This window comes from Nocardioides okcheonensis, assembly GCF_020991065.1.
In the GTDB taxonomy this organism is placed as follows: Bacteria; Actinomycetota; Actinomycetes; order Propionibacteriales; family Nocardioidaceae; genus Nocardioides; species Nocardioides okcheonensis.
In genome coordinates this window covers 995747-1009131 of sequence record NZ_CP087710.1, presented here as the reverse complement: position 1 = coordinate 1009131, position 13385 = coordinate 995747, and the positions used below count along the sequence as shown (strand labels likewise).

Here is a 13385-nt window from a genome sequence, read left to right as displayed (position 1 = left end):
CGGAGTCGTAGGATTCCGCCATGCTGAAGACGCCCCGCCTCGCCGTCGCCGCGCTCGCGACCGCCACGCTCGCGCTCACCGCCTGCGCGCCCACCGACGAGGGTGGCGACACCGCGTCCGACACGACCTCGGACGCCACCGGCTCCGAGAGCCCCGCGGCCGACGAGTGCACCCCCGACGCGATGGACACCGTCACCGCCGGCACCCTCACGATCGCGACCGACGACCCGGCCTACGAGCCCTGGTTCGTCGACAACGACCCCACCAACGGCCAGGGCTACGAGTCCGCGGTGGCGTACGCGATCGCCGAGCAGCTCGGCTACACCCAGGACCAGGTCACCTGGGTCACCGTGCCGTTCAACAAGGTCGTCCAGCCCGGCCCGAAGGACTTCGACTTCGACGTCAACCAGGTCTCCATCACCGAGGCGCGGCGCAAGGCCGTCGACTTCTCCTCGGGCTACTACGACGTCGTCCAGACGGTCGTCACCAACAAGGGCAGTGCCATCGACGGCGTGACCAGCATCGCCGACCTCGCCGACGCCAAGCTGGGCGCGCAGGTCGGCACCACGAGCTACACCGCGATCACCGAGCAGATCCAGCCCTCGGAGGACCCCGCGGTCTTCGACACCAACGACCAGGCGGTGCAGGCGCTGAAGAACGGCCAGATCGACGGCATCGTCGTCGACCTGCCGACCGCCTACTACATGGCTGCGGCCCAGCTCGACGACGGCGTGATCGTCGGCCAGCTCCCGCTGCCCGAGGGTGAGCCGGAGCAGTTCGGCGCGGTCCTCGGCAAGGGCAGCGCGCTCACCGGGTGCGTCTCCCAGGCCGTCGACGCGCTGCGCGAGGACGGCGTGCTCGACCAGATCGGCCAGGAGTGGCTGGCCCAGCAGGGCGCTCCCGAGCTGTCCTGATGACCCACCAGGTGGACACCGCCTGGCAACCCTCGCCGGTCCAGCGCGAGCGCGACGCGTGGCGCCGTCGGCGCACGGTGCGCAGCGCGGTCCTCGCCGCGGTCAGCACCGTGCTGGTCCTCGGCGCGGTCGCGGTCGTGGTGGTCAGCTCGCCCGGCTGGCAGCGGGTCCAGGAGACCTACTTCGACTGGGACAAGGCCGTCGACTCCTTCCCCGCGGTCCTGGAGGGCCTCTGGCTCAACATCCGCGTGATGGCGATCTGCGCCGTGCTCATCGTCGCGCTCAGCCTGGCCATCGCCGTGATGCGGACGATCCGCGGTCCGGTCGCCTTCCCGCTGCGGCTGGTCGGCACGGCGTACGTCGACGTCTTCCGCGGCCTCCCGCTGCTGCTGGTGATCTTCCTGCTCGGCTTCGGCGGCCCCGCGCTGAGCCTCGAGGGCCTGCCCACCTCGGCACTCTTCTGGGGCTGCACGGCGCTCGTCCTGTCCTACTCGGCCTACGTCGCCGAGGTGTTCCGCGCCGGCATCGAGTCGGTCCACCCGAGCCAGCGGCTGGCCGGCCGCTCGCTCGGCCTGTCGTACGGCCAGACGCTGCGCCACGTCGTGCTCCCGCAGGCCTGGCGCCGGGTGCTGCCCCCGCTGATGAACGACCTGGTCTCGCTGCAGAAGGACTCCGGCCTGATCGCGGTGCTGGGCGTCATCGACGCGATCCGCGCCGCCCAGATCGAGACGGCCATCGACTTCAACTACACGCCCTACGTCGTCGCCGGCGCGCTGTTCTGCTGCCTCACCATCCCGATGGCGCGGCTCACCGACCGCTACGCCCGCAAGAAGGGCTACCACGGAGCCGGAGGACATTTGTGAGCACCCCACGACGTTCTTCTCCTCCGCTGCGCTCCTCCGAACAACGCCGCGGGGACCCCGCTCCTCCCGAGCTTCTGACATTGACGGGGGTGCGCAAGTCCTTCGGCGACCACGTCGTGCTCCGCGACGTCGACCTCAGCGTCGAGCCCGGCCAGTGCGTCGTGCTCATCGGGGCGTCCGGCTCCGGCAAGTCGACCCTCCTGCGGTGCATCAACCTCCTCGAGGTCGTCGACGACGGCACCATCACCTTCGAGGGCCGCGACATCACCGACCCACGGGTCGACGGCGACGAGGTCCGCTCCCGGATGGGCCTGGTCTTCCAGGCCTACAACCTCTTCCCGCACCTCGACGTCATCGGCAACGTCACCCTCGCACTGCGGCTCGTGCACGGCGTGGGCGCCGACGAGGCGCGTACGCGGGGGCTCGCGATGCTCGACCGGGTCGGCCTGGCCGAGAAGGCCCGGGCCCGGCCGGACGACCTGTCCGGCGGCCAGCAGCAGCGGGTCGCGATCGCGCGCGCGCTGGTCGCGAACCCCCGCCTGATGCTGCTCGACGAGGTGACCTCGGCGCTCGACCCCGAGCTCGTCGGGGAGGTGCTCGACCTGCTCACCGAGCTCAAGGGCGAGGGCGTCACCATGGTGCTGAACACCCACGAGATGGGGTTCGCCCGCGACGTCGCGGACCAGGTCTGCTTCCTGCACGACGGTGTCGTCCACGAGCGCGGCACGCCCGAGCAGGTGCTCGGCGACCCGCGCGAGGAGCGCACCCGCGCCTTCCTGTCCCGCATCCGCGCCTGACGCCCGCCCACCCCCCAACAATTCGCGGGCCGTCGGTGGGAGGGAATAGCCTGACGCCCTGAAGTGGTTGCGCACGGCAACCGACGCAGGACGACGAGGGGGCGGGCGACACCGGTGGGCAAGGACGCGGAGCTGAGGGGCACCACCACACTCGACGGCTTCCGCGTGCTGCGGGTCGGCATCCGTCGCGAGCCGTGGGTCTTCACCGTGGCCACGCTCGGCGCGGTCCTGTTCGGCGTGCTCACCGTCGCCGACGCGTGGGTCCTCGGCTGGTCCACCCAGCACGTGCTCATCCCCGCCTTCGACGACGGCGAGATCGGCACCGGACTCCTGGTGTGGGTGGTCGCGCTGTTCCTCGCGGTCGCGATCCTGCGCGCCATCGGCATCGTCGCGCGGCGTCTCGGCGGCGGGATCATGTACTACCGGATGCAGTCGCACACCCGGCGCGGCGTCACCAGGCAGTACCTCGCGCTCCCGATGGAGTGGCACCAGCGCCACCCCACGGGCCAGCTGCTGTCCAACGCCTACTCCGACGTCGAGGCGGCCTGGTCGCCGATCATGCCGCTGCCGATGGCGCTCGGCACCGTGGTGATGATGGTCATCGCCGTCGTCCAGATGTTCCTCGCCGACGTGGTGATGGCCGTCGTCGGGCTGCTGGTCTTCCCGGCCGTGGTGGCCGCCAACCTGCTCTACCAGCGCTACTCCTCCCCGCTGATGACCCGCGCCCAGGGCCTGCGCGCCGAGGTCAGCGAGATCGCCCACGAGTCGTTCGACGGTGCGATGGTCGTCAAGACGCTGGGCCGCGAGGTCGAGGAGACCGACCGGTTCGGGGTCAAGGTCCGCGAGCTGCGCGACGTCAACGTCCGCGCCGGCCGGATCCGCGCCGTCTTCGACCCGGCGCTGGCCAGCCTGCCGAGCCTGGGCGTGCTGGTCGTGCTCGCGGTCGGGGTCTCGCGGGTGACCACCGGCGCCACCGAGGCCGGCGATGTCGTCACCGTGGCCTACCTCCTCACCATCGTCTCGTTCCCGATCCGTGCGATCGGCTGGCTGCTCGGGGAGTTCCCCCGGTCGGTCGTCGGCTACCGCCGGGCCAGGTCGGTCCTCGACGCCCGCGGCTCGATGTCCTACGGCGACCTCGAGCTGCCGCCGGCCAGCGGTGGCGCGCTGCTGGAGGTCTCGGGCCTGCACTACTCCTACGACGAGGCGGCCCCGCTGCTGCGCGGCGTCGACTTCGAGGTCCGCCCCGGGCGCACGGTCGCCCTCGTCGGTGCCACCGCGTCCGGCAAGAGCACCCTGACCAGCCTGATGACCCGTCTGGTCGACCCCGACGAGGGCGCGGTCCGCCTCGACGGCATCGACCTCAAGGGGCTCCGCAAGGGCGAGCTGCCGCGCGACGTGGCGCTGGTGCCGCAGACGGCGTTCATGTTCGACGACACCGTGCGCGGCAACGTCACCCTCGGGGCCGACGTGCCCGACCACGAGGTGTGGGCGGCGCTGCGCACCGCGCAGGCCGACGGCTTCGTCGCGGCGCTGCCCGACGGGCTCGACACCCGCCTCGGGGAGCGCGGCACGTCGCTGTCGGGCGGCCAGCGCCAGCGGCTGTCGCTGGCCCGTGCGCTGGTGCGCCGCCCCCGGCTGCTGATCCTCGACGACGCGACCTCCGCGGTCGACCCCGAGGTCGAGGCGCGCATCCTGGCCTCGCTGCGCGAGGAGCGGGCGGGCGACCCGGCGTCGCTGGTCGTGGTCGCCTACCGCAAGGCCACCATCTCGCTGGCCGACGAGGTGGTCCACCTCGACGGCGGCCGGATCGTCGGTCGTGGCACCCACGCCGACCTGCTCGCCTCCAGCCCGGCCTACGCCCAGCTGGTCAACGCCTACGAGACCGACGCCGCCGAGGGGACCCGCGCATGAGCACCACGACCGTCTCCGGGACCCGGATGGACACCGGCGAGGACATCGGCGCGATCGCCACCATCCGGCTCGGCATGAAGTACTCACCCGAGCTCCGCGAGGGCCTCGGCGTGACCCTCGTCCTGGCCGTGCTCGCCTCCTGCGGCCAGATCGTGGTGCCGATCGCGGTGCAGCAGACGCTCGACAAGGGCCTCAACGCCCCCGGCGGGCCGCGGCTCGACTACGTCGCCTGGATGGGCGTGGCGGCCGCGCTCGCCATCCTCGTCACGAGCGTCGCGTCCTACGCCATGACCAGCCGGCTCTTCACCACCTCGGAGAACGGTCTGGCCACGCTGCGCACCAAGGCGTTCCGCCACGTCCACGACCTGCCGCTGCTCACCCAGAACACCGAGCGTCGCGGCGCGCTGGTCTCCCGCGTCACCTCCGACGTCGACCAGGTCAGCCAGTTCCTCGTGTTCGGCGGCCTGATCTTCGTGGTGAGCATCGGCCAGATGCTCGTCGCCACGGTGCTCATGGTCGTCTACAGCTGGCAGCTCGCCCTGGTGGTGTGGCTGTGCTTCGCGCCGCTGTTCCTGTCGATCCGGTGGTTCCAGAGGAAGCTGTCGGCGGCCTACACGGTGGTCCGCCACCAGGTCGGCGTGCTGCTCGGCGCCATCTCCGAGCCCGTCGTGGGCGCCGCGGTGGTCCGCTCGTACGGCGTCGAGAACCGCACCCAGGAGCGCATCGACACCGCGATCCAGGACTGGCAGGACGCCTACATCCACGCCCAGAAGTTCACGGTCACCTCGTTCTCGCTCGGCGGCATCTCGGCGGGCCTCGCCAACGCCGGCGTGATCGTGATCGGCATCCTGCTCGGCTTCGCCGGCGACATGACGCCCGGCAAGGTGCTCGCGTTCGCGTTCCTCGTCTCGCTGTTCGTCGGACCGGTCCAGATGGGCACCCAGATCCTCACCGACGCGCAGAACGCGATCGCGAGCTGGCGCCGGGTGCTCGGCATCCTGGAGACGCCCGCCGACCTCGTCGACCCCGGCCCCGAGGGCGAGCAGCTCCCGCGCGGCCCGATCGACGTGCGCTTCGCGGACGTCACCTTCGCCTACCCCGGCGGCCCGCCGGTCCTGCGCGACGTCGACCTCACTCTCGCCGCCGGCACCCGCGTCGCGATCGTGGGCGAGACCGGGTCGGGCAAGTCCACCTTCGCCAAGCTCCTCACCCGCCTGATGGACCCCAGCGAGGGCACCGTGCTGCTCGACGGGGTCGACGTACGCCGCATCGACTCCCGGTCGCTGCGGCGCAGCGTGGTGCTGGTGCCGCAGGAGGGCTTCCTCTTCGACGACACCATCGCCGCCAACGTCCGCTACGGCCGCCTCGGCGCCACCGAGGACGAGATCCGCGCCTCGGCCCGCGAGCTCGGCATCGACGACTGGCTCGCCGGCCTCCCGCACGGCCTCGCCACCGCCGTCGGCCAGCGCGGCGAGTCGCTGTCGGCCGGGGAGCGCCAGCTCGTGGCGCTGCTGCGCGCCCACCTCGCCGACCCGGACCTGCTGGTCCTCGACGAGGCGACGAGCGCGGTCGACCCGGCGCTGGAGATGCAGATCGGGCGGGCCCTCGAGAGGCTGATGCAGTCGCGCACCTCGGTGACGATCGCCCACCGGCTCTCGACCGCGGAGGCGGCCGACGAGGTGGTCGTGGTCGCCCAGGGTCGGGTGGTCCAGCGCGGGCCGCACGCGGCGCTGGTCGCCGAGGAGGGCGGCGTCTACGCCGGACTGCACGCCAGCTGGGTCGCCCAGCACTCGCGCCCGGCGTCCTGAGCGGACCTGCCTCCGCAGGCCCCGGTCAGGGCCGCGTCGAGGGCCGGGTCGAGGGCCGGGTCAAGACCGCGTCAGGATCCGGTGCGGATCAGGAGGCGAGCAGCTGCGAGAGCAGCTGGTCGACGTCGCAGTGGGCCGACTCGCGGCCGGGGGCCACGAGGGCGGTCGTCCGGGCCAGGAAGGCCTCGACGTCGACGGCCCGCGCGAGCAGGACGAGGTGGCCGTCGGGCGAGCTGAGCTCGATGCCGACCATCGCCTGGCCGGTGTAGCTCACGGCGGGGGAGACGTGGACGTCGCCGTCGCCGGTCGGGGAGTGCACGCCGCGCATCAGCAGGTCGCGGCCGTAGGTCCACACCAGGTCGCCGTCGCTGGTGACGAAGGTCATCGTGACCGCGAACGGGTCGGCGACGCTGTAGCCCAGCACGCTGTCGATCTCGTGCCGGATGCCGCGCTCGTCCACGCACTCGACCGTGAGGTCGATCGCGACGTCGGTCATCGTGGGGCGCCCGCCGGACATGTTCATCAAGTCTCCCTGGAGATTCCCTGCTGGTGTGATCATGAGACGGCATGACGAGGTCTTGATGATGCGAAACGGCAAAAAATGACCCGCTGCGGTCCAGACCGGGCGTCGGCGCACCGCGCGATGACGTGGTTGGGCAGCCCCGGCTAGGGTTCCTCGCATGACGGGCACCGCCAAGCGCATCGCGCTGGAGACGCTGGGATGGGTACTCCTGCTGCTCGGCGTCGCGGCGATCTTCCTCCCCGGACCGGGCCTCCTCGGGATCTTCGCCGGCCTCGCGCTGCTGTCCCAGCAGTACGAGTGGGCCGAGCGCCGGGTCGAGCCGGCCCGCATCCGCGCCCTGCAGGGCGCGGCCGAGGGCGTCGAGACCTGGCCGCGCATCATCGCGTCGGTCACGGGCGCCGTCCTGCTCGCCGCCTGCGGCGTGCTCTGGATCATGGACCCGGCCGCTCCCGGCTGGTGGCCGCTGTCCGAGACCTGGTGGCTGCCGGGCGGCCTCTGGACCGGCGTGACCCAGGTCGGGTCGGCGTTCATCGCCGTCGGCCTCATCGTCTACAGCTACCGCCGCTTCCACGGCAGGCCCGAGGCGGTCGAGCAGCTGCGCCGCGACCGCAAGGCCCTCGACGAGGAGAAGCGGAACCGGAAGTCCGGCCAGCAGTCCACCGGGAAGAAGACGACCAGCGCCTCGCGTTGATCCCGACCCCCGACCCGATTCTGACTTCGTGGGACGCGTGGGATAACGTAACGCCGAGCTCGGGCGATTGGCGCAGTGGTAGCGCGCTTCGTTCACACCGAAGAGGTCACTGGTTCGAACCCAGTATCGCCCACCGAGAGTTAGACCGCCCCTGACCTGCGAAAACAGCAGATCAGGGGCGGTGCTGTTCCCGGACCCGTGCGGACGTCGGTCCGGGATTGATGACGGGTGAGCAGGACGCGCGGTCAGCCGGCGAGCGGGATGGGCGTCCAGGTCGAGGAGTACGACAGCCCGCTGCGGCGGAAGAGCTGCGTGACCGGGCAGCGGCGCTCGAGCTCGGCGACGAAGTGCTCGAACGCCTCCCCCTCCGCGTCGGTCTCCACCGTCGCCTGCACGCTGACGGACCGGAAGTTCGCGTCGCCCTCGGCTCCGGTGACGAACACCGACGGGTCGAGGTCGCCCTGCGCGGTGAAGGTGAAGGCACCGAGCCTGACGCCGAGGTCCTTCGCGACGAGCTGGGCGCTGATCTGGTTGCAGGAGGTGAGTGCGCCCAGGGTGTAGGCCAGGGGGCTGGGCGAGGAGTCCTGGCCGCCGAACGCGGGGTAGGTGTCGGAGCTGAACCGGTGGCTGTGCTCACCCTGCACAGCGATGTCCTGGGCGACACCCGAGCCGCGACCCTCGACGATGAAGGGGACAGTGGACATGTATCGACCTGCTTTCATAGGCATCTAAGTGGAGTGAAATACTACAGATACCGGCCAAGGCTCGCTCGGACGTACGCACGCGTCGTGCCCTCGACGCAGGGCCGGCGGACGGGCGTGCTGGGTGGACCCGCCCTGCCGGGTCGCGGTCGGGCCGCTGTCCGTCTGGACCACCTCGCGCTGGTGTTGCGGGCGGAGGCGCCCAGGCGCACGATGCTGGAGTGAGCCAGCCGCAGCCGGAGGTCGACCTCGACGCCGAGGAGTGGGCGCGGCTGCTGCAGGAGGTGCTCGAGGAGCGCGACCGCGAGTGGTGGGCGATGACCCACGACCGCGTCGACGACGAGTGAGGGTTCCCGGAGCCGAGGGCGTGCCGCTCCCTGCGACGGGGCCGTTTGTCCTCCTCCGCGCGGGGGCAGGGTGTCGTCATGACGATCAAGGCCGTCGTGCTCGACATCGGGGGAGTGCTGGAGGTCGTCGACGACGCCACGTTCCCGGCACCCGCGGAGCAACGCCTCGGCCTCGCACCCGGCAGCATCGTCGGCGGGCTGGCCGGCCTGCCGGGCGACGCGGTGCTGGGGCAGGTCACCGAGGCCGCGATCCGCGCGGAGTGGCAGCGCAGCCTCGGGCTGACCGGCGCCCAGGTCGACGAGCTCGTCGAGGACTACTGGCGCTGGTACGTCGGGACCCTCGACGAGGAGCTGTTCGCGTGGTTCGCCGCCCAGCGCGCGCACCGGGCGACCGCCATCCTCTCCAACTCGGGGCCGGGTGCCCGCGAGCGCGAGCGGCCGTACGGCTTCGAGGACGTCACGGACCTCATCGTCTACAGCCACGAGGTCGGGCTGGCCAAGCCCGACCCGGCGGCGTACGAGCTCACCACCGAGCGGCTCGGCGTGGAGCCGGGGGAGGTGCTGTTCCTCGACGACCTCGCCGCCAACGTGGCGGGTGCCGCGGCGCACGGCTGGCACGCGGTGCTGCACGTCGACACCCCGACCTCCGTCCGCGAGATGGAGCGGCTCATCCGCGAGCAGGGCTGAGGCGGGAGGACGGGGAAACCGGGGTGAGCCCCGTCGGTCCCGGCCGATAGCATCGCCGGGACATCCGTCCCACCCCACCAGCCCTTCAGGAGCTCCCGTGTCCGACATCCAGGTCGTCCGCATCCACGCCGATCAGCGTGCGGAGACCACGGTCACGACGGGCACCAGGGCGTGGGAGCTCTTCCGCGACGACGCCGACGTCGTCGCCGCCCGCGTCGCCGGGCAGCTCAAGGACCTCGCCTACGAGCTCGTCGACGGCGACGAGGTCGAGGCCGTGGCCATCGACAGCCCCGACGGCCGCGACATCCTGCGCCACTCCACCGCCCACGTGATGGCCCAGGCCGTGCAGCAGATCTGGCCCGAGGCCAAGCTGGGCATCGGACCGCCGATCGAGAACGGCTTCTACTACGACTTCGACGTCGAGACCCCCTTCGTGCCCGAGGACCTCGTCAAGATCGAGTCGGCGATGCGCAAGATCATCAAGGAGAACCAGCGCTTCGAGCGTCGGGTCACCACCGACGCCGACGCCCTCGACGAGCTGAAGGACGAGCCCTACAAGATCGAGCTGATCGGGCTCAAGGGCGGCGCCGGTGCGGCCGACACCGAGGGCGCGAGCGTCGAGGTCGGCGCCGGCGAGCTCACCATCTACGACAACATCGGCCGCAGCGGCGAGGCCAAGTGGTCCGACCTGTGCCGCGGCCCGCACCTGCCCACCACCAAGCGGATCCCCGCCTTCAAGCTGATGCGCAGTGCCGCGGCCTACTGGCGCGGCGACGAGAAGAACAAGCAGCTCCAGCGGATCTACGGCACCGCGTGGGAGTCCAAGGAGGCCCTCGAGGCCCACCTCGAGCGGATCGCCGAGGCCGAGAAGCGCGACCATCGCAAGCTCGGCCGCGACCTCGACCTGTTCTCCTTCCCCGACGAGATCGGCTCCGGCCTGCCGGTCTTCCACCCCAGGGGTGGCGTGATCAAGCGCGAGATGGAGGACTACGTCCGCCGCCGGCACATCGAGGAGGGCTTCGACTACGTCGGCACCCCCCACATCTCCAAGGAGGGGACCTTCCACCTCTCGGGACACCTGCCCTACTACAAGGACACGATGTTCCCGCCGATGGAGTTCGAGGGCGCGGACTACTACCTGAAGGCCATGAACTGCCCGATGCACAACCTGATCTACCGCTCGCGCGGTCGGTCCTACCGCGAGCTGCCGCTGCGGCTCTTCGAGTTCGGCCACGTCTACCGCTACGAGAAGTCCGGCGTGATCCACGGCCTGACCCGCGTGCGCGGCTTCGCCCAGGACGACTCGCACTCCTACGTCACCGAGGAGCAGGCGCCCGCCGAGATCACGCACCTGCTCGACTTCGTGCTCGGCCTGCTGCGCGACTTCGGCCTCGACGACTTCTACCTCGAGCTCTCGACCCGCGACGACTCCAAGCCCGACAAGTTCGTCGGCTCCGAGGAGCAGTGGGCCAACGCGACCGACGTGCTGCGCACCGCCTGCGAGGCGTCCGGCCTCGAGCTGGTGCCCGACCCGGGCGGCGCCGCGTTCTACGGCCCGAAGGTGTCGGTGCAGGCCAGGGACGCGATCGGCCGCACCTGGCAGATGTCGACCATCCAGTACGACTTCAACCAGCCGCAGGGCTTCGACCTGACCTACCAGGCCGCCGACGGCACCCGCAAGCAGCCGGTGATGATCCACTCGGCCAAGTTCGGCTCGATCGAGCGCTTCCTCGGCGTGCTCGTCGAGCACTACGCCGGTGCCTTCCCGCCCTGGCTCGCGCCCGTCCAGGTGCAGGCGATCCCGGTCGCCGACTTCGCCGCCGACTACCTCCACGACGTCGCGCGCCGGATGAAGGCGCAGGGGCTGCGCGTCGAGGTCGACGACTCCGACGACCGGATGCAGAAGAAGATCCGCAACGCGCAGCTGCAGAAGGTGCCGTTCATGGTCATCGCCGGCAACGACGACATCGAGGCCGGGGCGGTCTCGTTCCGCTACCGCGACGGTCGCCAGGACAACGGCGTGCCGATCGACGAGGCGATCCAGCGGGTCGCGGACGCGGTGGCGGCGCGCGAGCAGGTCTGAGGTGGCCGACCGCCGACCGATCGTCGACCTCACCGACGAGCAGGCCCGCCGCGCCCTGCCGCTGAAGTGGGGCACGGTTCCCGACGACGTGATCCCCGCGTGGGTCGCGGAGATGGACTACGCCGTCGACCCGGTGGTCATGAGTGCGGTGCAGCAGGCGCTGGCCGCCGGCGTCACCGGCTACCCGCTCGAGCGCGATCCCGCGCTCGGTGAGGCCTACGCCGGCTGGGCGGCGCGCCACTTCGGCTGGGCGCCCGAGCCCGAGGCCGTACGCCCGGTCGTCGACGTCACCGCCGGGGTCCGGCTCGCGATCGACGTGCTCAGCGGGGCCGGGGGAGTGGTGTTCCCGACGCCCGGCTACAACGCCCAGCACCGGCTCGCCCACGTCACCGGCCGCACCGAGCACCTGCTCGAGGTCCCGGCCTCCGCCGAGCGGGCCGAGATCGACCTCGACCGGCTCGACCGGCTGTTCGCCGAGGGCGCGCAGACCCTGATCCTCACCCAGCCGCACAACCCGTGGGGCCGCGCCTTCACCCGCGCCGACCTCGAGGGGATCCGCGACGTGGTGCTGCGCCACGGCGCCCGGGTGGTGAGCGACGAGATCCACGCACCGCTGGTGCTGCCCGGCGCCGAGCACGTCTCCTACCTCGCGATCGACGGCACCCACGAGCACGCCGTCGCGGTCGTCGCCGCCTCGAAGGCGTTCAACACCGCGGGACTGAAGTGCGCCCAGCTCGTCGTGCCCGACCCAGCTGCTCGCACGCTCCTCGACGCCGAGCCGATGTCGCGCAACGACTCGTGGTCCCCGCTCGGCGTCGTTGCCGCCCGCACGGCCTACACCCACGGCGACCCGTGGCTCGCCTCGCTCGTGGAGCGGCTCGACCAGCAGCGCGCACTCCTCGCCCAGCTCCTCGCCGCGCACCTGCCCGAGGTCCGGATGCGCCCGCTCGAGGCGACCTACCTCGCCTGGCTCGACGCCTCCGCCTACGGCCACGACGCCGCCGCCGCGGTCGCGCTCGAGCGCGGACGGGTGATGGTCAGCGACGGCGCCTCCTACGCCCCCGGCTCCACCGGCCACGTCCGCCTCAACATCGCCACCTCACCCGAGAGGCTGACCGAGATTGTCGAGCGCCTCGCCCGCGCCTGGGGCTGAGCGCTAGCGTCGGAGGCATGCAGCTCGGCGTCCACTACGCGAACTTCACCCACCCCGACTGGCAGCACCGGCTCACCGAGCGGCTCACCGAGACCGCGCGGGTGGCCGACCAGGGCGGGGTCGCCCAGCTGACGGTCATGGACCACTGGTTCCAGATGGAGCAGCTCGGCGGTCCCGACGAGCCCATGCTCGAGGGCTACACGACCCTGGGCTACCTCGCCGCCGTGACGGAGCAGCTGCGGCTCGGGCTGCTCGTCACCGGCGTGACCTACCGCCACCCTGGGCTGCTGGCCAAGACCGTCACGACCCTCGACGTGCTCTCCGGCGGGCGGGCGATGCTCGGGCTCGGCGCGGCCTGGTACGACCGTGAGCACGCCGGTCTCGGGGTGCCGTTCCCGCCGCTGAAGGCACGCTACGAGTGGCTCGAGGACACCCTCCAGGTCGCCCGGCAGATGTTCGCCGGGGACCGCACGCCCTACGCCGGGACCCACGTGCGGCTCGAGGAACCCGTCAACGTGCCCCCGCCGGTGCACGGCCGGATCCCGATCCTCGTCGGCGGGAGCGGCGAGAAGAAGACCCTCCGCCTGGTCGCCCAGTACGCCGACGCGTGCAACCTGTTCGGCGGGCCGGCAGAGGTGGTGCAGCACAAGCTCGAGGTGCTGCGTCGCCACTGCGACGACGTCGGCACCGACTACGACGCGATCGAGAAGACCGTCATCGTCGGCGCCGACCCGGTGGGCGGCAGCGACGACTTCCTGGCCGCGGCCGAGGCGTACGCCGCGCTCGGCGTCGACATGGTGACGACCACGCCCGCCGGCGACGACCCGGTGGCGTGGACCACTGCCGTCGCCGAGCGGGTGGTGCCGCGACTGGCGTCGCTGTAGCGACACGTCGCTCGTACGCCTGC

The 13385-nt window shown here is 71.6% G+C and carries 13 protein-coding genes and 1 tRNA gene; 12 read left to right on the top strand and 2 right to left on the bottom strand.

Going from position 1 to position 13385, the window contains the following annotated elements:
• The first annotated feature begins 20 nt into the window (after window positions 1-20).
• The 5 genes from LN652_RS04695 (at window position 21) to LN652_RS04675 (ending at window position 6293) form a co-directional block, all read left to right on the top strand.
• Entirely contained in the window at window positions 21-914 is an 894-nt protein-coding gene (locus LN652_RS04695) for an ABC transporter substrate-binding protein (protein ID WP_230443529.1), read from the top strand.
• Window positions 914-1777, top strand: coding sequence for an amino acid ABC transporter permease (locus tag LN652_RS04690; RefSeq protein WP_230443528.1), 864 nt, complete (start codon window positions 914-916; stop codon window positions 1775-1777). The genes LN652_RS04695 and LN652_RS04690 overlap by 1 nt, the downstream gene beginning before the upstream one ends.
• An 89-nt stretch (window positions 1778-1866) precedes the next feature.
• The gene (locus LN652_RS04685; RefSeq protein ID WP_329958462.1) at window positions 1867-2574 is read left to right on the top strand and encodes an amino acid ABC transporter ATP-binding protein; all 708 of its coding nucleotides are present in this window, start codon (window positions 1867-1869) and stop codon (window positions 2572-2574) included.
• Window positions 2575-2688: 114 nt separating this feature from the next.
• On the top strand, window positions 2689-4485 hold the full coding sequence (locus LN652_RS04680) for an ABC transporter ATP-binding protein (protein ID WP_230443526.1): 1797 nt from the start codon (window positions 2689-2691) through the stop codon (window positions 4483-4485).
• The gene (locus tag LN652_RS04675; protein ID WP_230443525.1) at window positions 4482-6293 is read left to right on the top strand and encodes an ABC transporter ATP-binding protein; all 1812 of its coding nucleotides are present in this window, start codon (window positions 4482-4484) and stop codon (window positions 6291-6293) included. The genes LN652_RS04680 and LN652_RS04675 overlap by 4 nt, the downstream gene beginning before the upstream one ends.
• Before the next feature lie 88 nt (window positions 6294-6381).
• Here the strand turns inward: LN652_RS04675 and LN652_RS04670 are convergent, their stop codons facing one another.
• On the bottom strand, window positions 6382-6810 hold the full coding sequence (locus tag LN652_RS04670) for an SsgA family sporulation/cell division regulator (RefSeq protein WP_230443524.1): 429 nt from the start codon (window positions 6808-6810) through the stop codon (window positions 6382-6384).
• Between the two features lie 163 nt (window positions 6811-6973).
• Between LN652_RS04670 and LN652_RS04665 the strand changes: the two genes are divergently transcribed.
• Complete coding sequence (locus LN652_RS04665) at window positions 6974-7507, top strand: PGPGW domain-containing protein (RefSeq protein WP_230443523.1); 534 nt, start codon at window positions 6974-6976, stop codon at window positions 7505-7507.
• Between the two features lie 61 nt (window positions 7508-7568).
• A tRNA-Val gene (locus LN652_RS04660) sits at window positions 7569-7640 on the top strand.
• 112 nt (window positions 7641-7752) lie between these two features.
• On the opposite strand, the gene LN652_RS04655 is transcribed toward LN652_RS04660, so the two are convergent.
• On the bottom strand, window positions 7753-8211 hold the full coding sequence (locus LN652_RS04655; RefSeq protein ID WP_230443522.1) for an OsmC family protein: 459 nt from the start codon (window positions 8209-8211) through the stop codon (window positions 7753-7755).
• Between the two features lie 218 nt (window positions 8212-8429).
• On the opposite strand from LN652_RS04655, the gene LN652_RS21860 reads away from it, so the two are divergent.
• The 5 genes from LN652_RS21860 (at window position 8430) to LN652_RS04635 (ending at window position 13362) form a co-directional block, all read left to right on the top strand.
• A complete protein-coding gene (locus LN652_RS21860) occupies window positions 8430-8555 on the top strand; it encodes a hypothetical protein (RefSeq protein ID WP_268932230.1) in 126 nt (41 codons plus the stop codon).
• A 78-nt stretch (window positions 8556-8633) separates the two neighbouring features.
• A complete protein-coding gene (locus LN652_RS04650) occupies window positions 8634-9242 on the top strand; it encodes an HAD-IA family hydrolase (protein ID WP_230443521.1) in 609 nt (202 codons plus the stop codon).
• Between the two features lie 97 nt (window positions 9243-9339).
• A complete protein-coding gene (thrS, locus tag LN652_RS04645) occupies window positions 9340-11325 on the top strand; it encodes a threonine--tRNA ligase (protein ID WP_407941523.1) in 1986 nt (661 codons plus the stop codon).
• 1 nt (window position 11326) lies between these two features.
• Window positions 11327-12478 carry a MalY/PatB family protein gene (locus LN652_RS04640; protein WP_230443520.1) on the top strand — a complete coding sequence of 384 codons (1152 nt, stop codon included), beginning with the start codon at window positions 11327-11329 and terminating at the stop codon, window positions 12476-12478.
• Between the two features lie 17 nt (window positions 12479-12495).
• Window positions 12496-13362: an LLM class F420-dependent oxidoreductase gene (locus LN652_RS04635; protein WP_230443519.1), complete on the top strand. Its 867-nt coding sequence runs from the start codon at window positions 12496-12498 to the stop codon at window positions 13360-13362.
• Window positions 13363-13385 lie beyond the last annotated feature (23 nt).